The sequence below is a fragment of the Rhizobium sp. 18055 genome (assembly GCF_902706285.1).
Taxonomy (GTDB): Bacteria; Pseudomonadota; Alphaproteobacteria; order Rhizobiales; family Rhizobiaceae; genus Rhizobium.
This window is the reverse complement of sequence record NZ_CACSKD010000024.1, coordinates 16,425-34,371: the sequence shown is the minus strand read 5'-3', so window position 1 is coordinate 34,371 and position 17,947 is coordinate 16,425. Positions and strand designations below refer to the sequence as shown.

Here is a 17,947-nt window from a genome sequence, read left to right as displayed (position 1 = left end):
CCACCTCGACCGCTGGCCTCACCGTTCGCTGCGAACTCGACGAAAACCTCTATCCCACCGGGATCAAAATCTCCGACGCCGAAATGGCCGCGATCAATATCGCCCGCCACACCTTCCACGGCGAATGGAACTATACAATCAGCCAAAGACCGCCGCAAACAGAGCCGTAATTTATCGAAGCTTCCTTAGCCAACCGTAATGCGAAAGGGCGGCTGAAAGCCGCCCTGCCGTTTAAAATTTGCGAACGGACGTAAAGTCCCGTCGCCACCATTACATATCGACGACGAGGCCCTTGGCCTTCAGGACCGGCTCGAGATTGCTGACCTCGATCACCGATTTTCCCGCCTTGTAGGCTGCGATGAAGCCAGCCTCAGCATCTTCCCGGGCCTGAGACAGTTTTGCGACTGCCTGCACTTCGTGACGACGCACAACGACGAGGCCGTCGGCATCTCCGACGATAACGTCGCCCGGATTGATGATTTCGCCACCAACAATGATGGCGTCATTTGTGGTGCCTATCGTTTCCTTGACGGTGCCCTTGATGCAGACGCTGAGCGAAAACACAGGGAACCCGAGGTCGCGGAGCTGTAGCGTGTCGCGCACGCCGGTATCGGTCACCAATCCACCGATGCCCTTGGCAAGGCATGCATTGGCCAGTACGTCGCCGAACGAACCGGCTTCCTCGTATTCTCCGCCGGAGACAACGATGATGTCACCCGGCTTGGCATAGTTGATCGCCAGTTGCAGCATGATGTTGTCACGCGGCGATGATTTCACGGTAAAGGCCGGCCCACACAATTTCATCCGATAATCGACGGGCTTCAGGCGAGACGACAATGCGCCACGACGGCCCTGTGCCTCATGAATGGTTGCCGGCGAAAACTTGGAAATGGCCTGCACGTCTTCCTGGGAAGGGCGTTCAGCGATATCTTTGATGTGGGTCATGGAGCCTCCTCAGGGGCATGGGAAACCGTACGGCGGCAGGGGTTGCAGCCGCCGGTGTTTCTATTGTTTTTTGTTGAGTAAGTTCTGACGCAGGGATGCTGCGTCAGGCGATCAAGGGATCGGGTCGAACTTCAATTCGGACAGAGGCACAACCTTGTCGGTGCGGGTCATCTTGTATTCTGTGTCCTGGCCAAGCCACTTGTCCCAGATTTTGTTGATCTCGCCATCGGCATCGAGCTTGCGCAGGATCTCGTTGACCTTCGCGGTCAGAGCCGGCTGATCCTTCTGCATGCCAATGCCGATCGGCTGATAGAGCATCGGCTCCGGGATCATCCGCATTTCCTTGCCCCGGCTTTTCGACTCGTTGACGAATTTGGTGGTCGTCATCGTGTTGGCGACCATACCACGTGCCTTGCCCTGCTGAACGGCGAGATAGGCCGATGCAGTATCCTGGAAAGTCAGCGGCTCGGACTTGTTGAGCTTGATCGACATTTCCGAGGTTGAGCCCTTGGCCGAGGCGATGCGCTGACCGACATAATCGGACTTTGCCTTGCCTTCGTCGGCGGCCGGCACGATCAGCATTTCCTTGGCCAGATAGTAGGGATCGCTGAACTGGATCTGCTCTGCACGGCTCTGCGTGTAGGCAAGGTTGGCAACAGTGATGTCGACGCGGCCAAGCTTGACTTCAGGAACGCGGGCTTCGACGGAAACTGGCTTCACTTCAGCCTTGACGCCCATTTCCTTGGCGATGGCATTGCAGAGATCGACGTCGAAGCCGGCCATCTCACGGGTTTTCGTATCCGGAGCGGCGAATGGCGGTACATCCGCAAAGGTCGCGCAGCGCAGGGTCTTGGCAGACATGATCTCCGCAAGCTGATCGGCCTTGGCAGGCGTGATCGCGGCTGTGCCCGCAAGTGCGACGGTGAGGGTCAGAAACTTCCAGTTCATTGCTGTTCTCCGTTATAGTTATGGTGATGGTGAAGGCAGTCAGTGCCGCAAGTCAGCGAGAAAACGCTGTGCGCGCGGATGGCGTGGATTCTTGAAAAACTCTTCGGGTGGTGCGCTCTCGAGGATTTCGCCGGCATCGATGAACCAGATGCGGTCGGCGACATCGCGAGCAAATCCCATTTCATGCGTCACACAGAGCATGGTCATGCCGTCGGCTGCGAGGCTTTTCATGACGTTGAGCACTTCGCCCACCATTTCCGGGTCGAGCGCGCTGGTCGGCTCGTCGAACAGCATCACCGGCGGCTCCATGGCCAGAGCGCGGGCGATTGCCACACGCTGCTGCTGGCCGCCGGACAATTGGCCTGGATAGGCTTTGGCCTTGTCGGCAAGGCCGACGCGATCAAGCAGCTTCAACGCCCTGTCATGCGCGACATCCGGTGCCAGGCCCTTCACCCGGATCGGCGACATAGAGACATTCTCGACGACGGAGAGATGCGGGAACAGGTTGAAGCTCTGGAAGACGAAACCGATGCGGCTGCGCAGTTTGTTCAATTCGCTGGCGCGCATCGCGGCATGGATGTTCTGGCCCTCGAAAGTGATACCGCCGCGGCTGATCTCTTCCAGCCGGTTGACCGTGCGGATCAATGTCGACTTTCCGGAACCGGACGGCCCGCAGATAACCACGACTTCGCCGCGCGCAACTTCAGCATTGATATTCTTCAATACCGGAAAATCGCCGTAACTCTTGCAGACGTCGGAGATCCGGATCGCCTGTGTGTCCAGCTGTTCGGGAACCGACGTGTTCATAGCTGCTCCGTGGTGGTTTTGAGTGGCGCTGCCTCGACTGGAAAGCGGGCGTTGCGAGGCCCTGCACGACGGCGCGCAATGCGTCGCTCAAGGCTGTTGGCAGCGAAGGTCAGGCTCCAGCAGATGACGTAATAAACCACGGCCAGGATGAGGAAGACCTGGAACGGTTGAGTCAGCAGCTGGTTGTTAACCTGGCTTGCAGCAAAGGTCAGGTCCGGCACGTTGATGACATAGCCCAGCGTGGTGTCCTTGATCGTCGACACGAAGGTGGAGATCATGCTCGGGATCATGTTATAGAGCGCCTGCGGCAGGATGACGAAGCGCATCGCGCCGAGATAGCCATGACCGAGCGCCTTAGCGGCCTCCATCTGGCCGGGGCCCAGCGAAACGATGCCGGCCCGCACAACCTCGCTCAGGAAAGCGCCCTGATAGATGACCAGCGTCACAAGCATGATCAGGAAGCTCGGCACATCGGCACCGGTCCAGAGCGGTATGACGAAATAGCACCACAAGATGAGCATCAGCAGCGGCACGCCGCGGGTGACATAGACAACTCCCGTGACCGGCCAGCGTAGCAAACGCCATTTCGAAAGACGGGCAAGCGCCATCATGATGCTGACCGGGAAGGCAAGAGCGATGGCAAGTGCCGACAGGATCAGCGTGTTGGCGAGACCGCCCAGAGGACCGTTCGGGTACTGGCCGATCAGCAGCAGCAGCCAGTAGTCCTGAATGATGGAGATGAAATCCTGGATCATGCGCGTGCCCTCCGCGCCGGATCGGTTCGCCGCGACAGGTAGGCACCGACCCCCATGATGATCAGCGAGAAGAACAGGTAGGTGACTGTGCCGACCAGGTAGATCTCGAATGTGCGGAAACTGATGTTTTCGATTTCCTTGATCGCATGGGTCAGCTCGGGCGCACCAATGACGATCGCGAGACTGCTGTTCTTGAAAAGTGAGACCGTGTGGTTGATCAGCGGCGGCAGCGCATTGCGCACGCCTTGCGGCATGATCACGAAGCGCATTGCCGAGATGTAGCCGTGTCCCAGCGCCTGCGCCGCTTCCATCTGACCTGCACTAACCGAGCGCAGGCCGGACCGAAGATCCTCGCTGAAATAGGCCGCCTGACAGAGGCCGAGACCGATGACGGCGAATATGGTTTCGGCATTGTGGTTCGCCAGCCAATCGGACAAACCCTGAGGCATCAGCGTGAAAATGCCGAAATACCAGAGCATCAGCTGTACCAGTGTCGGCACGTTGCGGTGATAGGAGACATAGGCAGCGACAAGCGGTTCGCCGAAGCGAAGCGGCGACACACGCAAAGACAGAAGCAGAACGGCCAGCGTCATCGCCAGAAGCCAGGAGCCGGCGAAGATGACGAAGGTCATCTCAATGCCGTGCAGCAACAAACCGACATATTCCGGATTGTTGAGGATCGCCGAAAGATCGAAGCCGTTCACCGCTTCGTCCCTTCGGGAGCGTTGGCGGCGGGCGCCTCTGGCTTGGCGGTTTGCAGGCCACCCATGACTTGCAGCGTCGGGGTGATTTCCATATGACCTATGTTCACCGCAACCGGCGCGGCGATCACATAGGCGATCGCGTCGGCGATGTCGGAAGCCTGCGGCAATTCGAAACCATCGATGAAACGTTCGCGGATCGACGGGTCATTGCCGTGGACATGATTGAAGATATCTGTCGCCACGCGGCCGGGGCAGATCTCCGTGACCCGCACGCGCTTGCCGAAAGCATCGATGCGCAGCTGGTTCGACAGCATGGCGACGCCAGCCTTGACCGCATGATAGGTGGAATTGCCGCCGAAATTGTAATTGCCGGCAATCGACGAAATGTTGACGACATGACCACGGTCGCGCCCAACCATTCCCGGTACGACCATCCGGCACAGATGCAGCACGGCGCGCAGGTTGACGTCGATCAGCAGGTCGATATCGCCCTCTTCCGCTTCGAGGAATTTCTTCGGACGATCGACGCCGGCATTGTTGATGAGGACGTCGAACTGGACCTTGCTTGTCAGTTCGCCAAGCGCTCCCCGGTCCGTGACGTCGATTGCATGGGCGATACAACCGGTGCGCTCGGCAAGAGCTTGTAGCGGCTCGACGCTGCGGGCGACGGCATGGACTTCAAGCCCTTCACGGCAGAGGCGTTCAACGACCGCCGCACCAATCCCCGACGAAGCGCCGGTTACCAGAGCAGTCTTGTAATCGGAAAATGGCATGTCGATCCCCTTTGTTAGCCCGAGACTAGCGAAGCTTTTTTGACTTGCCTAAGACCGATTACTTTTGGGCTAATAAGCAACCGTTATGGAGGGTTGATGAAATAGCCGACTTTGTCATTTGCACCTTACAAATCAATCAGCTAAGCTTTCTCAGCTGCGCAGCCGACGGGCCCTTGACACCGCATAGAAGCCGTCCGGATTATAGGCTCAGCACAGGTAGCATTGACTGACATGGATACTCGGCGCCTCAAATCCTTCATCGTCATCGTCGACAGCGGCAGCATCACGCGCGCTGCCGACATCCTGCATCTGGCACAACCGGCGCTCAGCCAGCAGCTTGCAGCGCTAGAAGAACATTTCGGACAAAAGTTGCTCATCCGCAGCCAGCAGGGCGTGACAATGACCGACGCCGGCCAAGCCGTCTATCGACATGCCCAGATCATCCTCCGGCAGATGGAACAAGCCCAGGCCGATGCCTCGGCCGCCGGAAATTCACTGGCCGGCCGCGTGTCCGTCGGGCTCGTGCCGTTCAGCAGCGCCGCAACCCTTTCCGTGGATCTTCTTGCTGAGACACGCAAAAGGCATCCCGGCATTCTGTTGCACCTGACCGAGAGCGTCGGTCAGACCTATAGCCAGATGCTCATGACCGGGCGGATGGAAATGGCGCTGATCCACGGCATCGGACCGATTAAAGGCGTGCGTTTCGAACCGCTGCTGAAGGAGGATTTCTTCTTGGTGGCGCATCGGGAGTTCGCGATCGAAGCTGACGACGCGCCAGTGCAAATCTCCGCGCTGGACGGCCTGCCACTGCTGATGCCGCCAGCCTATAATTTCGTCAGGCGCGCGGTCGAAACGGCCTTCAGCCGCACGAAGACAAACCTCAAAGTGGTCGCGGAAGTCGAGATCGTGCGCACGCTCAGCCGTGCTGTCGATCGCGGGCTTGGCGCAACGATCATGCCGAAAGCCATCGCAGACCGGCTGATCGCCGAATCCAGCGAAGCGCTCGTCTGTCGCCCGGTTTCGCCACGCATCGAGGAAACACTGTCGTTTTGCGTGTCCGATCAGACGCCACTTTCCGAGCCAGCCGTTGCGGTCAAGGACATCCTCCTCGAACTGACCGCGCGATTGAAGGCGTGATCACCAAATGAAAACCTCTCCGAAAAGGGGCGTTTCGTTTACCTCATGTCCTTGCAATACTGGGCGATGCGACTGCATCCCTCCTTCAGCATTTCCATGCTCGTTGCATAGGAGATGCGGAAATAGGGGCTCATGCCGTAAGCGGCGCCCTGAACCGTCGCGACATGGTGCTCCTCGACCAGACCCATGACAAAATCGACGTCGGATTCGATCTTGCGGCCGCCCTTGGTGGTCTTGCCAATCAGGTCGCTGATGTTGGGGAAGATGTAGAATGCGCCTTCTGGTCGGTGCGCGCGAATACCGTCGATCTCGGACAGCCTCCCGAGCACGAAATCACGACGGATCTTGTAGATGGCCGCACGTTCCTTGAGCAGATCCTGCGGACCATCAAGCGCTGCGACGGCAGCTGCCTGGGTCAGGGTCGAAGTGCCACCACTGTTTTGACCGTTGACGTTGCTGATCGCGGCGATCAGACCCTTCGGGCCGCCACAATAACCAAGGCGCCAGCCGGTCATGGCATAAGCCTTGGAAACACCGTTCATGGTCAGCACGCGGTCGTAGAGGCGCGGTTCAACCTCGGCAATCGTGCAGAATTCGAAGCCGTCATAGACTAGGTGTTCGTAGATGTCGTCGGTCAGGATCCAGACATGCGGATGACGCAGCATCACTTCGGCTATTGCCGCCATGTCCGCACGCGAGCAGGCAGCGCCCGTCGGATTGTTCGGGAAATTGAGGAACAGCCATTTGGTGCGCGGCGTGATCGCAGCTTCCAGATCTTCGGCACGCAGCTTGAAGCCGGCTGCTTCATGGCATGGTACAGCGACCGGAATACCGCCAGCAAACTTGACGATATCGGCATAGCTGACCCAGGAAGGTGCTGGAATGACGACTTCGTCACCGGGATTGCAGGTGGCGAGAATGGCGTTGAAGATCACCTGCTTGCCACCACCCGATACGACGATCTGGCTGGGCTCGTAATCGAGATTGTTTTCGCGTTTGAACTTTCTGACGATCGCCGCCTTCATCGCCGGCGTACCGTCCATGGTCGGATATTTGGTGTCGCCGGCAAGCGCTGCGGCATGCGCCGCCTCTATGGCATGGGCCGGCGTCGGGAAATCCGGCTCGCCAGACGACATGCTGACGACCTTGATGCCCTGGGCCGCAAGTTCGCGGGCACGCTGGGTCATCGCGGCTGACGCGGAAATCGAGACATTCTTCAATCGGTCGGCAATGGTTGGCATGGTCAGTTCTTTCAATGGTCAGAATTGATGATCTGTGTGGTTTTCCGCCTGCGGTCAGGCCGCGATATCCGAGGCCGGGGCAAGGCTGCCGCCAGACGCCTCGATTTCGCTACGGACGATGCGGGCAAGTTCCAGCGAACCGGTCGTGTCGCTATGGACCAGGATGGAGCGGGCCGGCATGGCAATGGTGGCGCCATCAATGGTGGTCACCGTTCCATCGTGCAGGAACTGCCGCACCCTGGCGCGCACATCCGTTTCTTCCTTGACAAGAGCACCGGGTTGTCCACGCGCAACAAGACGACCTTGCGCGTCATAGGCTCGATCGGCGAGGAAAAGTGCCAGCGTTTTCAGCTTTGCGCGTTTGGCGGCATTTTCGATCCCGCTCCCCGGCATAACAAAAACGATGAGGTCGGGATCAACCGTGCGGATCGCGTCCATCATCAGGTCGGCCAGCTGTGGATCGCGGTTGACCATATTGCCCATGGCCGCGTGGAAACTAAAATGGGCAACGTGCTGGCCCTCCGATCGGGCAATGGCCTTCAGGGCGCCCAGTTGGTAGAGCATTTGCTGGCGCAGTTCGTCGGCGGAATAGGGAATTTCGCGACGCCCGAACCCGGCACGATCCGGCAGACCGGGATGCGCGCCGATGCCGACGCCGTTCGCCTTGGCAAGCCGCACCATGCGCGCCATCGTGTCCGGGTCGCCGCCATGGAATCCGCAAGCAATATTGGCGGAGGAAACGACCTTCATCATCGCCTCGTCGTCACACAGGCGGTAGGGACCGAAACCCTCGCCCATGTCGGAATTCAGATCTATCTTCATCGAAAACTCCCTTTGCCTGTCATCCGGACGTACCCGTCAGGCCATCGCCTTAAGGGCGCGTTTCACCGTCTGCGATGTCCGGCGCACATCGTCGAGGAAGTGCGCCATAGCCTTTTCGATTTCGAGGGCCTCGCGATGCGTACTGCGCACGAAACGGAAACGACTGCCGATGCGCGCCTGCCCTAGGCGCCAAAGGTCGGCGTCGATAACGCCGGCGATCTTGGGATAACCGCCCGCTGTATTGGCATCGCTCATCTGCACGATCGGCTCGCCGCTTGGCGGCACTTGCACGACGCCCGGAACAACACCATGCGAGCGCATTTCCACCGGCACCGTCGGCCTGATCGGATCACCGGAAAGGCGATAGCCGGTTCGATCGCTTTGCGTCGAAATCTTCCAGGTCTGGGTCCAGAAACGCTCGGCATCGCCGCCGAACAGGTCGTGTTCACCGGCCGGCAGCGCACGGATCAGCACCGTCCCGTCCTCGGACAGCGGAAACACATCGGCCAACGCGAACGCGGGATCCACCACGGCAAGTCCGTTCGCTGGCAAATCCAGCAAAGGTGCCGCGCCGACCTCAAGTCGGTCGCCGGCAAGCAGAAAGCGACCGCCATTTCCGCCGAAGGCGCCACGCAGGGACGTGGCACGGGAACCCATCACCGCTGCGACATCAATACCACCCGCCACGCAGACATAGGCGCGTGAGGCCGTGCGAGGCTGCCCCAGTTCCAGCACTTGTCCCGCCTCGGCGGCATAGGCACACCACGGCAAGAGGCCGACACCATCCAGCGTCGCGCCACAATCCGCACCGGTCACGGCAAAATCCAGCCGCTTGGAAAAGCGCAGACGGAACGGATAGGTCTGGACCTCAATGGCAGCTGCGTCCACCTCATTGCCAGCCAGCAGGTTGCCGATCTTCAATCCGAACGGATCCATGGCGCCACTGGTCGTGACGCCGATATTGCGAAAGCCCGGACGACCAAGATCCTGAACGGTGTTGAAGGGGCTGGCCTGAATGATCTCGATCATAGTTCGATACTCACGGGAATAAAGCGCACCGTGTCGCCCGGCGCCATGATGGCAGGCGTCGCAGACAGCGGGTCAAACATCTGCAATTCGGCAAAACCGATGGAATTCCAACCATTGGGCCCGGTCAGAACCGCGACACCCGTCTGCATGCCACCAATGGTCACGCAGCCTCTCGCCATGTTGAGCGACGGCACGGTCTTTCGCGGCATGTAGATGCGTGGATCGAGCCCATGCAGGTATCCGAAGCCGGGCGCGCTTCCGAGAGCAAACACCCGGTAGATCCCCTCGTGATGAATGCGGATGACCTCGCGATCGCTCAGGCCCGAAAGGTCGCAAAGGGCGTTGAGATCGGTGGCATGGTCGCCACCGTAACGCACCTCTATCTCGATCGTGCGGCCGGCAAGATCGATGCTCTCGGCGTGATCCCAGGCGTCCAGAAGCCGCCCGAGCAGACGTTCAGGCTCTTCAGGTGTCTGTTTGAGCACCACCAGAAGATTGGTCATGCCGGGAACGATTTCGGCAACATCGTCCCAAAGTTCGACCGCGTTCGACAGCGCCCAGATCCGCCGCTGTGAGGGGAGATCGAAATCACCGGTCGCTTCGAGCAGAAAAGCCTTTGCACCAATGGGCGATACACGGATGCCATTGCGGTCGAGCAGGATGCCCCGGTTGGGTAAACTGTGCTGGGAAAGCGACGCGTTCGTCATTCTGTCTCAACTTCGAAAAGGGCGTCGCCGAAACCGACGATTGCACCGTGTTCAACAAGATATCTAAGCACCTGGCCGGAGCCGACGCCCGGCAGTGGCAGAAGGATTGGCCCGACCCGGATGAAACCCGGAACGTTTGTACTTTCTGATTTGCGCGAAGGGTTCGACGTCAGGAACTCGCCCGCCATCGGCGCACGCACCACGGTCGCCTCAACAGCGACGGTTGCCTGCATCGATTTAATAATCGGCTCCAGGCCGCGCGCAACAACGATGCGCAGGTTCTGTCCGGGGCGTTCGATCTCTATGCCATCGACGCCAGCGGCCTCCAGTGCCGCGGTCAGAAGCGCGATCGTCGCGGGATCGCTGAAGTCCATCTCGCTCATGCGACGCTCCGCTTCTTCAGCCACTTTTCGAGGTAATGGATATCCGCTTCGCCGGCAGCAAAGCCCTCGTCCTCGAACAGGACCCGCAGCAATGGAATGTTGGTGGCGATGCCCTCCAGCTTCAGGCCGGCCAGCGCCTTGCGCATCCGTTCCATGGCTTGCCTGCGGTCGCTCCCGTGAACGATCACCTTGGCGATCAGGGAATCGTAATAGGGCGAGACCTTGTAGCCGGCCTCGATATGCGTATCGACACGCACACCCGGGCCTTGCGGCAATTCGAACTCCGTGATGATACCGGCCGAGGGCATGAAGGTTGCCGGGTCCTCGGCATTGATGCGGCATTCGAAAGAATGGCCCTCGCAGGAAACACGCTCCTGTGCGACCTGCAGAACCTCGCCTTGAGCGACCTTGATTTGCGCCTGCACGATGTCGATGCCGCTGGTCATTTCCGTCACCGGATGCTCGACCTGAAGGCGCGTGTTCATCTCGATGAAATAGAAAGCACCGTCCTCATAGAGAAATTCGAACGTGCCGACGCCGCGATAGCCGATCAGCCGACAGGCCTCGACACAGGCCTCGCCTACGGGGCCGATGAGATCGTGAGCAATACCGGGAGCCGGCGCTTCCTCGACGACCTTCTGGTGGCGTCGCTGCATGGAGCAATCGCGATGACCGAGCCAGACGGCATTGCCATGGCTGTCGCACAGAACCTGGATTTCGATATGGCGCGGATGCGGGAGGAATTTCTCCATGTAGAGCGCAGGCGTCCCGAATGCCTTGCGCGCCTCCTCACGGGTCAGCGTCACGGATTCCTGCAAAGTCGCAGCATCGGGCACAACCCGCATGCCACGGCCACCACCACCACCCGCCGCCTTGATGATGACCGGATACCCGATTTCGGAGGCAATCCGTGCGATTGTTTCCGGGTCGCTGGGCAATTCGTGATCCGGTCCCGGCACACAGGGAACGCCAGCCGCCAGCATTGCGTTCTTGGCGGCGATCTTGTCGCCCATCTTCGAGATAGACGCAGCGTCGGGGCCGATGAAGACCATGCCAGCTTCGTCCACAGCCGCGGAGAAGGCGGCGCTTTCGGACAGGAAGCCGTAACCCGGGTGAACAGCGCCAGCGCCGGACAAACGCGCCGCCAGCAGGATGGCATCCTTGTTGAGATAGCTCTTGGCGGCAGCAGCAGGCCCGATACAGATCGACTGGTCGGCGGCGCGCACATAAGCCGCATCGCGGTCGGCCTGCGAGCAGATGACGGCGGCCTTGAGACCCATTTCGCGGCAGGCACGAATGATCCTGAGCGCGATCTCACCGCGATTTGCAATCAACACCGTGTCAAAGCGTCGTGCGCGATCCAGCGTGGAGACAATCTCGCTTTGCATCACGCGATCTCCGCAAGCAGGTCGCCAGCATCGACCTCATTGCCATTGGCACTGGTCAGTTTGGCGATGCGGCCAGCGCACGGCGCGGAAATCCTGTTGAAGACCTTCATGGCCTCGATGATGAAGAGCGTTTGCCCCTCCTCCACCACATCACCCAGAGCCACGAAGGCAGGCTCCCCCGGCGCCGGCGCCGTATGTAGAAGACCGAAAATCGGAGCCGAGACCGCAGCCTTTGTACTCTCAACGACCGACTGAACATCCTGGGGCTCGACGCTGCCAGGCTTCACCACAGGTGCAGCCGGCGCATGTTTGCGGAAAATCCGCACAGTCGTGCCTTCTTCCGTCACGGTCAGTTCCGTGACGTTCGACCGGCCAACGAAATCTATCAGGGTCTTGATTTTGGAAAGTTCCATCAGTCCGTCCACACTTTGCTCAACCGACCGGAAATCGCGTCGCCAACGACACCGTTCGCCGTTGATCGTGGTAGCATAGGCAATGGGATAATGGGGTCAGAGGAAGTTTTGATGGACTGCGGTTCTGCGCAGCGTGCAAGTACTACAGGCGCCGGAACGACGATCAGGTGCAAGGGCACGGCCGCCGTACAATAGAGAGATCACTTTTTGACGAACAGACCAACCTGGACAGCTGTCCAGGCATGGTATTCTTGGTGCAGACCATCATCCTGATCCGGGGAATTTTTGGTGGCAGCGCCTGCGAAGTGTTAGAATACTTTCGTCACCTCGACCGAGCACTGTACGCAATCACCGGTTTGGCATGAATTTCAATTTTTGATCGATAGGACGATCTGACATCAGATGATGTTGGCGTGTGCGCTGAGTTGGCGATGTTCCGCGGCAGTCACGTGTATTCTGTGAAGATGGAAAAGATCGCAGATCGGGCGGTGGATTGAGACAAATCTCTGGCATTGAGGCACGAACGCTCGCACTATCTCGCCCGTGGCGGTGGATTCGACCGTTGATCGCCACCATTGAAGACCCGAGAACCACACGCCTGCGCTTCTCGAACAGGGACGGCCAGACGACGATGTTGGCGGGGCCGGTCTCGTCCTCGATGGTGATAAACATCACCCCTTTGGGCTTTGTTGCAGCGATCAGTGACCAGGTGATATTGAGCGTGGGATATTGATTTCAGGATTACCTGCATGCCGCACAAGTTCAATTCCGCCCGACGCGATAAGATCGCCAGGCAGAGACATCGGGTGACGAACTGGTCGGAGTATAACGAGAGCTTACGCCGGCGTGGCGATCTAACCATCTGGGTGGGCGAGGATGCGCAGGCGCAATGGTCAGCTGCGCGACGAAAATCGCAAGGCGGCCAGCGGACATATTCCGAGCTTGCCATCACGTTGTGCCTGACCTTGCGTGCCGTCTACGGTCTGGCGCTGCACCAAACCCAGGGCCTGATGCGCAGCGTGGCTGGCTTGATGGGGCTCAATGTCCTGGTACCGGACTTCTCGACGTTGTCGCGTCGTGGCAAGGGTCTGGAGTTGCCACCAGCACGGTGCCAATCGGCAAGCCACGGTCCGGTTCATCTGGTGGTTGACAGCACCGGCTTGAAAGTCTTCGGCGAAGGCGAGTGGCTGGAAAACAAACACAAGACAAAGGTGAAGCGCAAACGCTGGCGCAAATTGCACCTCGGCCTTGACCTGAGCAGCGGTGAGATCATCTGCTCCGATCTGACCACCGATGATGTCGGTGATCCGACAGCCTTGCGGGATCTTCTCGATCAGGTTGATGTCCCAGTAAACCGATTTATCGCTGATGGTGCCTATGACGGAGCGCAAACCCGTCATCTTCTGGAGACACGCCTTGGCAAGAACACCGAGGTTATTATCCCCCCGCCCAGGACCGCTGTTGCCAGCGCCGACTGTGCACGCGAGCCCACTGTTCGAGATCGCCATATTGTCGAAATACAGGCGAAGGGGCGGATGGGCTGGCAAGTCTCCAGCGGCTATAATCAGCGAAGCCGGGTTGAGACCCAGATGGGCCGATGGAAAGCCGTCATTGGTCGGAAACTTCGCGCACGAAACTTCGAAAATCAGCGGACAAAAGCCAGGATGGGCGTCCGTGTTCTCAACAAAATGACCGGACTTGGCCGTCCGAAATTCGAGCGCATCGCCTGAAATCCGTATGGGGTAAGGCCGACCTCAAACAAAATTTGACCGATGCAACACGGCTCTGCTGGCGCATTGACGGGCAGAAGCGCGCCGCAGCGGTCCCGCGCGCTGCATCGTTGACGGCAGCCGGCGAACGCGCCCATCGGGTCTATCGCTGGTTGGGCTGACAGCCCGATGGTCGACCGGGTCCGAGTACACCGGCGACATCCCGGAGAAAGTCCCCGCAAGCGGGGCCGGTTGAGGCGGCGTTTGAGAGGCCGATGAACTCGCCGACCTGCCCGGATAACCATCGTCATCGAGATCGTCTGACCGCCGGCCGATCGTTACAGACGTCGCGGCCACGCCAATACGGCCTCGAAGAGGCTGTCTCGTCGGTTGCGGCCTGAAGGAAGGGGTCTGGTCGATCACGTGCCCGATTGCGATCCTCGCATCGCCTCGTCGTGCATCATGCCCAGAATGTTGCGCTTGTATTCCATGAATGACGTCGCGGTCAGCGTGTCGATGCCGCGCGGACGCGCCACATCGATCGTCATTGACGCCTTTATCCTGCCCGGCCGCGCCGACATCACGTGCACGGCGTCACCGAGTAGAATGGCTTCGTCGATATCGTGCGTGATGAACAGCACCGTCTTGCGGCGGCTCTCCCAGATGCCGAGCAGCAATTCCTGCATCTGTTGCCGCGTCTGGCTGTCGAGCGCGCCGAAGGGCTCGTCCATCAGCAGGATGCGCGGATCGTTGGCCAGCGCGCGCGCCAACGCCACGCGCTGGCGCATGCCACCGGAAAGCTCTGTCGGATAGGAGTGGTCGAAGCCTTTCAGCTTGACGGCTGCAATCAGATCGTCGGCGATCGCCTCGCATTCGGCCTTCGGCAGCTTCTTCAATTTTGGCCCGAACATCACGTTTTCCCGCACGGTCAGCCAGGGAAACAGCGTGTAGCTCTGGAACACCATTCCTCGCTCTGCCGAAGGGCCGTCTATGGCCCTGCTGTCGAGCGTGATCGTACCCGACGTCGGCCTTTCAAGGCCTGCGACGAGGCGCAGAAGGGTCGACTTTCCGCAGCCGGAGGGGCCGACGATGACGGAAAAAGTGTCGTGTCGGACGGTCAGGGAGACATGGTCGAGCGCGACGATCGGCGGCTTCCCCTTCGGTGTGAAGTGTACCGAAATGTCTTGCAGTTGGAGCAGGCTCATCGACACGGACCTCAGGAATTGACGGACCACGGCAGCAGACGCTGGCGCAACCATTTGAAAATGAAATCGGTCATGAGACCAAGGATGCCGATCGTGAACACGCCGAGGAGAATGACGTCGGTAAACAGGCCGCGCATGGCATTGAGGATCATGTACCCAAGGCCACTATCGGCCGCGACCAGTTCGGCCACGACCAGATAGGTCCAGGCCCATCCCATCGTGACGCGCAGATTGTCCATGACGCCGGGCAGGCAGGCCGGAAGCAGGATGCGCATCACGACCTGCCGCCGTGTGGCTCCGAGCGTATAGGCGCAATCGATGAGGTCCTTGGAAACACGGGCCGACACGTCCGAAATCAGGATCAGCTGTTGGAAGAAAGTGCCGAGAAAGATGACCATGATCTTCTGTTCTATCCCGATGCCGATCCAGAGGATCAGGAGGGGGATGAGCGCCGAGACCGGAATGTAGCGCATGAATCCGGTGATCGGTTCGACGACCGCCTGCACCGCCTTGAAACTGCCCATCAGGATGCCGATCGGCACCGCAAGGAGAGAGGCCAGCAGAAAGCCGGACAGGATCACCTCCAGGCTCGCGCCGATATTTTCGAACAGCGAGAAGTTGGCGATGCGGTGAATTGCTGCGGTGACGACCTGGTCCGGAGATGCCAGGAAGTCCGATGGTGTGAAGCCGCCATAGGTGAGCAGACACCAGATGCCCAGCACCGTCGAGACGGATGCAATACTCAGAGCAGCATAAGTCGCTCGCGGAATTGCAACCTTCGGCGAAAGGAGTGAATGGGTGCGCATGGTGCCTGCTCCTATCGCCTTACTTTACGATATCGGTGGCGATCATCGAGGCCGGTTCGGCCGCGACCTTGAAGAGGCCCGCCTCTTCGCCGAGCGCCTTCGCCTTGGTGATCGTCGCCAGGATGCCGTCGGCATTCGCCGGATCCATGAAGCTCTTGTTCATCGCCGCGTCGTAGAAGGCTATGCCGCTACGGGTGCCGGCAAAAACCTTCGGATCCTCGAGCCAGCCGCCAACGCCTTTCGCCATGATCGCGTCCGCATCTTCCTCGTGCGTCTTCTGCCATGCGACAGCCTCGCTCCATGCGCGGTAGAGACCCTGCATGGCTGCGGCACGCTCCGTCTCCGTCTTCTTTGTCGCGACCAGAACGTCGGTGATCAGGCCGGGCTTTGCAGCGCTGTCGATCAGGAGTGCGCCATGCGCCGTCGCCTTGCCACGGCTCAGCCAGGGCTCCCAGGTGACGGCCGCATCGACCTTTTTGGCGACGAAGGCCGCGCCGGCATCGCCAGCGGTCATGTTGAGAGCCTTGACGTCCTTCAGAGACAGGCCGGCATCCTTGAGAAGAGCGCTGAGGAAGAACTGAGATACGGATCCTTCCGTGAAGGCGACGGTCTTGCCCTTGAGGTCGGCGACCGACTTGATGCTCTTGTCGGCGACGATGCCATCACCGCCGCGGCTGTCGTCGATCGCAAAGAGGTAGGTCAATGGGTGTTCCGGCGAGGTGAAGCCGAGAACAGCGTCAACCGTTGTCGCGGCGACGTCGATACGGCCGGCGGCAAGCGCCGGCATGCGGGTCTTGACGTCTTCCATGATGACCAGATTGACATCGAGCCCTTCCTTTTCGAAGAACCCTTCCTTCTTGGCGATGTAGAGCGGGCCGTAGCCGACCCAGGTCGATAGCGCGATGGTCAGTTTTTCCGCAGCGGCAGCTGGCGAAAACAGGCCGAGAGTTGCTGCCAGCGCCAGGACCGGCACGCTGTAGCGATGGTGGAGTGTCTTTGTCATGTGGTTCACCTCTATTGATTTTAGTTATGATTTTACGTCACGTTGCGCTTGGTCGCGGGCACTTGCCCGCCGGGTTGAAGGCGAGGATGCCAGGATGCAGAGCAGCTCGAACATCATCGATATGCCGACCCATGCTGTACCGCCTGCCGGATCGAATGGGGGCGACACCTCGACAAGATCGGCGCCTATGATGTTGAGGCCGGCAAGCTTCCGGACCATTCGCTGGGCTTCGCGGGTCGTGAAACCTCCGATTTCGGGGGTACCGGTTCCCGGAGCGAAGGACGGATCCAGGCTGTCGATATCGAAGCTCACATAGGTTGGCTTATCACCGACGATGTCTCTCGCCTCCGCCATGACGCTGTCGATGCCGCGATCCTCGAATTCCTCGATGCGGATGATGCGCACTCCTTGCGCAAGGCCCCATTCGACATCCTCGCCGTCATACATCGTGCCGCGAATGCCGATCTGCACCACCCGCTTCGGATCGAGGTAGCCGTCTTCGATGGCGCGTCGGAAAGGCGTGCCGTGGGTGTATTTGAAGCCGCCGAAATAGCTGTCGAACAGGTCGGTATGGGCGTCGAAATGGATCATTCCGACCGGCTCTTCGCCGGCGAGCGCCTTCAGGATAGGGTAGGAGACAAGGTGGTCGCCACCGGCGCTGAGCGGGGCGATGCCCTGAGCCTTGAGGCGGCTGTAGAACCGGGTGATGCGGTCCAGCGCGTCGGCTACGTCGGCCGGATTGACCGGTGCATCGCCAAGGTCGGCGACGTTGCGCAGAAGAAACGGGTTGACGCCGGTCGCCGGGTGTACCGGGCGGACCATCGTCGACAGGTCGCGCAGCTGGCGAGGTCCGTGGCGTGCGCCGGGGCGGTTCGTGGTGCCGCCATCCCATGGCACGCCGATCATGCCGATATCCACCTCGCCGATGTCAGGATCCGCCAGATCCAGCAATGGCAGGCGCATGAATGTCGCAAGGCCCGCATAGCGCGGCAGATCGAACGCCGACACCGGTTGAAAGCTGCGTGAAGCGGCCGACGGATACTGGCCGGGCGGATTTTTCTGCGTCATCGAAGCCTCCAACGCTCTTCGGGATAAGTGTTGGTCGCAACTTGTCACAGGGAGATACGTCCACTAATATCGAAGTATAAAACTTCACGTCCGGTTTTCCAAAC

19 protein-coding genes and 3 pseudogenes are annotated in these 17,947 nt (G+C 59.8%); 3 read left to right on the top strand and 19 right to left on the bottom strand.

Going from position 1 to position 17,947, the window contains the following annotated elements:
* Positions 1–170 (top strand): annotated as a pseudogene (locus tag GVL52_RS26350) (ISAzo13 family transposase); the annotation flags it as partial.
* Positions 171–270: 100 nt separating this feature from the next.
* Here GVL52_RS26350 and GVL52_RS26345 read toward each other — a convergent pair.
* The 6 genes from GVL52_RS26345 to GVL52_RS26320 all read right to left on the bottom strand — a co-directional run bounded on the left by GVL52_RS26345 (position 271) and on the right by GVL52_RS26320 (position 4,932).
* The gene (locus GVL52_RS26345) at positions 271–945 is read right to left on the bottom strand and encodes a 4-carboxy-4-hydroxy-2-oxoadipate aldolase/oxaloacetate decarboxylase (RefSeq protein WP_160012375.1); all 675 of its coding nucleotides are present in this window, start codon (positions 943–945) and stop codon (positions 271–273) included.
* Positions 946–1,056: 111 nt separating this feature from the next.
* Complete coding sequence (locus tag GVL52_RS26340) at positions 1,057–1,893, bottom strand: ABC transporter substrate-binding protein (RefSeq protein WP_160012374.1); 837 nt, start codon at positions 1,891–1,893, stop codon at positions 1,057–1,059.
* A gap of 39 nt (positions 1,894–1,932) precedes the next feature.
* Complete coding sequence (locus GVL52_RS26335) at positions 1,933–2,700, bottom strand: amino acid ABC transporter ATP-binding protein (RefSeq protein WP_160012373.1); 768 nt, start codon at positions 2,698–2,700, stop codon at positions 1,933–1,935.
* A complete protein-coding gene (locus GVL52_RS26330) occupies positions 2,697–3,455 on the bottom strand; it encodes an amino acid ABC transporter permease (protein ID WP_160012372.1) in 759 nt (252 codons plus the stop codon). The genes GVL52_RS26335 and GVL52_RS26330 overlap by 4 nt, the downstream gene beginning before the upstream one ends.
* The gene (locus GVL52_RS26325; protein ID WP_160012371.1) at positions 3,452–4,159 is read right to left on the bottom strand and encodes an amino acid ABC transporter permease; all 708 of its coding nucleotides are present in this window, start codon (positions 4,157–4,159) and stop codon (positions 3,452–3,454) included. The genes GVL52_RS26330 and GVL52_RS26325 overlap by 4 nt, the downstream gene beginning before the upstream one ends.
* Positions 4,156–4,932: an SDR family oxidoreductase gene (locus tag GVL52_RS26320; RefSeq protein ID WP_160012370.1), complete on the bottom strand. Its 777-nt coding sequence runs from the start codon at positions 4,930–4,932 to the stop codon at positions 4,156–4,158. The genes GVL52_RS26325 and GVL52_RS26320 overlap by 4 nt, the downstream gene beginning before the upstream one ends.
* Positions 4,933–5,163: 231 nt before the next feature.
* Here GVL52_RS26320 and nac point away from each other — a divergent pair, with 231 nt between their 5' ends.
* Positions 5,164–6,069: a nitrogen assimilation transcriptional regulator NAC gene (gene nac / locus GVL52_RS26315; protein WP_160012369.1), complete on the top strand. Its 906-nt coding sequence runs from the start codon at positions 5,164–5,166 to the stop codon at positions 6,067–6,069.
* 38 nt (positions 6,070–6,107) lie between these two features.
* Here the strand turns inward: nac and GVL52_RS26310 are convergent, their stop codons facing one another.
* The 9 genes and pseudogenes from GVL52_RS26310 to GVL52_RS31355 all read right to left on the bottom strand — a co-directional run.
* Positions 6,108–7,310, bottom strand: coding sequence for a pyridoxal phosphate-dependent aminotransferase (locus GVL52_RS26310; RefSeq protein ID WP_160012368.1), 1,203 nt, complete (start codon positions 7,308–7,310; stop codon positions 6,108–6,110).
* 54 nt (positions 7,311–7,364) lie between these two features.
* Positions 7,365–8,132 carry a 5-oxoprolinase subunit PxpA gene (locus GVL52_RS26305; RefSeq protein ID WP_160012367.1) on the bottom strand — a complete coding sequence of 256 codons (768 nt, stop codon included), beginning with the start codon at positions 8,130–8,132 and terminating at the stop codon, positions 7,365–7,367.
* 36 nt (positions 8,133–8,168) lie between these two features.
* Positions 8,169–9,161: a biotin-dependent carboxyltransferase family protein gene (locus GVL52_RS26300; protein WP_160012366.1), complete on the bottom strand. Its 993-nt coding sequence runs from the start codon at positions 9,159–9,161 to the stop codon at positions 8,169–8,171.
* On the bottom strand, positions 9,158–9,868 hold the full coding sequence (gene pxpB / locus GVL52_RS26295) for a 5-oxoprolinase subunit PxpB (protein WP_160012365.1): 711 nt from the start codon (positions 9,866–9,868) through the stop codon (positions 9,158–9,160). Before pxpB ends, GVL52_RS26300 begins: the two co-directional genes overlap by 4 nt.
* Complete coding sequence (locus tag GVL52_RS26290; RefSeq protein ID WP_160012364.1) at positions 9,865–10,251, bottom strand: acetyl-CoA carboxylase; 387 nt, start codon at positions 10,249–10,251, stop codon at positions 9,865–9,867. The genes pxpB and GVL52_RS26290 overlap by 4 nt, the downstream gene beginning before the upstream one ends.
* Positions 10,248–11,639, bottom strand: coding sequence for an acetyl-CoA carboxylase biotin carboxylase subunit (gene accC, locus GVL52_RS26285; protein ID WP_160012363.1), 1,392 nt, complete (start codon positions 11,637–11,639; stop codon positions 10,248–10,250). The genes GVL52_RS26290 and accC overlap by 4 nt, the downstream gene beginning before the upstream one ends.
* The gene (locus GVL52_RS26280; protein WP_160012379.1) at positions 11,639–12,052 is read right to left on the bottom strand and encodes an acetyl-CoA carboxylase biotin carboxyl carrier protein subunit; all 414 of its coding nucleotides are present in this window, start codon (positions 12,050–12,052) and stop codon (positions 11,639–11,641) included. The genes accC and GVL52_RS26280 overlap by 1 nt, the downstream gene beginning before the upstream one ends.
* 398 nt (positions 12,053–12,450) lie before the next feature.
* Positions 12,451–12,567, bottom strand: a pseudogene (locus GVL52_RS31005) (IS6 family transposase); the annotation flags it as partial.
* A 67-nt stretch (positions 12,568–12,634) separates the two neighbouring features.
* A pseudogene (locus GVL52_RS31355) lies at positions 12,635–12,724 on the bottom strand (hypothetical protein); the annotation flags it as partial.
* 77 nt (positions 12,725–12,801) lie between these two features.
* Here GVL52_RS31355 and GVL52_RS26270 point away from each other — a divergent pair.
* On the top strand, positions 12,802–13,782 hold the full coding sequence (locus GVL52_RS26270; protein ID WP_160012361.1) for an IS5 family transposase: 981 nt from the start codon (positions 12,802–12,804) through the stop codon (positions 13,780–13,782).
* 398 nt (positions 13,783–14,180) lie between these two features.
* Here GVL52_RS26270 and GVL52_RS26265 read toward each other — a convergent pair whose 3' ends face one another.
* Genes GVL52_RS26265 through speB form a run of 4 tightly spaced genes read right to left on the bottom strand, consistent with a single transcriptional unit; the run spans position 14,181 to position 17,843 of the window.
* Positions 14,181–14,966 carry an ABC transporter ATP-binding protein gene (locus GVL52_RS26265; RefSeq protein ID WP_160012360.1) on the bottom strand — a complete coding sequence of 262 codons (786 nt, stop codon included), beginning with the start codon at positions 14,964–14,966 and terminating at the stop codon, positions 14,181–14,183.
* Positions 14,967–14,977: 11 nt separating this feature from the next.
* Positions 14,978–15,772, bottom strand: coding sequence for an ABC transporter permease (locus GVL52_RS26260; protein WP_160012359.1), 795 nt, complete (start codon positions 15,770–15,772; stop codon positions 14,978–14,980).
* A gap of 19 nt (positions 15,773–15,791) precedes the next feature.
* Positions 15,792–16,775, bottom strand: a complete 984-nt coding sequence (locus tag GVL52_RS26255; RefSeq protein ID WP_160012358.1) for an ABC transporter substrate-binding protein — start codon at positions 16,773–16,775, stop codon at positions 15,792–15,794.
* Positions 16,776–16,799: 24 nt separating this feature from the next.
* Positions 16,800–17,843, bottom strand: a complete 1,044-nt coding sequence (gene speB / locus GVL52_RS26250) for an agmatinase (RefSeq protein WP_160012357.1) — start codon at positions 17,841–17,843, stop codon at positions 16,800–16,802.
* Positions 17,844–17,947 lie beyond the last annotated feature (104 nt).

What these genes read in the sequence shown, in the direction of transcription:
- GVL52_RS26345 (WP_160012375.1), bottom strand. Translation starts at nt 945, where the DNA reads ATGACCCACATCAAAGATATCGCTGAACGCCCTTCCCAGGAAGACGTG.
- GVL52_RS26340 (WP_160012374.1), bottom strand. Translation starts at nt 1,893, where the DNA reads ATGAACTGGAAGTTTCTGACCCTCACCGTCGCACTTGCGGGCACAGCC.
- GVL52_RS26335 (WP_160012373.1), bottom strand. Translation starts at nt 2,700, where the DNA reads ATGAACACGTCGGTTCCCGAACAGCTGGACACACAGGCGATCCGGATC.
- GVL52_RS26330 (WP_160012372.1), bottom strand. Translation starts at nt 3,455, where the DNA reads ATGATCCAGGATTTCATCTCCATCATTCAGGACTACTGGCTGCTGCTG.
- GVL52_RS26320 (WP_160012370.1), bottom strand. Translation starts at nt 4,932, where the DNA reads ATGCCATTTTCCGATTACAAGACTGCTCTGGTAACCGGCGCTTCGTCG.
- nac (WP_160012369.1), top strand. Translation starts at nt 5,164, where the DNA reads ATGGATACTCGGCGCCTCAAATCCTTCATCGTCATCGTCGACAGCGGC.
- GVL52_RS26310 (WP_160012368.1), bottom strand. Translation starts at nt 7,310, where the DNA reads ATGCCAACCATTGCCGACCGATTGAAGAATGTCTCGATTTCCGCGTCA.
- GVL52_RS26305 (WP_160012367.1), bottom strand. Translation starts at nt 8,132, where the DNA reads ATGAAGATAGATCTGAATTCCGACATGGGCGAGGGTTTCGGTCCCTAC.
- GVL52_RS26300 (WP_160012366.1), bottom strand. Translation starts at nt 9,161, where the DNA reads ATGATCGAGATCATTCAGGCCAGCCCCTTCAACACCGTTCAGGATCTT.
- pxpB (WP_160012365.1), bottom strand. Translation starts at nt 9,868, where the DNA reads ATGACGAACGCGTCGCTTTCCCAGCACAGTTTACCCAACCGGGGCATC.
- GVL52_RS26290 (WP_160012364.1), bottom strand. Translation starts at nt 10,251, where the DNA reads ATGAGCGAGATGGACTTCAGCGATCCCGCGACGATCGCGCTTCTGACC.
- accC (WP_160012363.1), bottom strand. Translation starts at nt 11,639, where the DNA reads ATGCAAAGCGAGATTGTCTCCACGCTGGATCGCGCACGACGCTTTGAC.
- GVL52_RS26280 (WP_160012379.1), bottom strand. Translation starts at nt 12,052, where the DNA reads ATGGAACTTTCCAAAATCAAGACCCTGATAGATTTCGTTGGCCGGTCG.
- GVL52_RS26270 (WP_160012361.1), top strand. Translation starts at nt 12,802, where the DNA reads ATGCCGCACAAGTTCAATTCCGCCCGACGCGATAAGATCGCCAGGCAG.
- GVL52_RS26265 (WP_160012360.1), bottom strand. Translation starts at nt 14,966, where the DNA reads ATGAGCCTGCTCCAACTGCAAGACATTTCGGTACACTTCACACCGAAG.
- GVL52_RS26260 (WP_160012359.1), bottom strand. Translation starts at nt 15,772, where the DNA reads ATGCGCACCCATTCACTCCTTTCGCCGAAGGTTGCAATTCCGCGAGCG.
- GVL52_RS26255 (WP_160012358.1), bottom strand. Translation starts at nt 16,775, where the DNA reads ATGACAAAGACACTCCACCATCGCTACAGCGTGCCGGTCCTGGCGCTG.
- speB (WP_160012357.1), bottom strand. Translation starts at nt 17,843, where the DNA reads ATGACGCAGAAAAATCCGCCCGGCCAGTATCCGTCGGCCGCTTCACGC.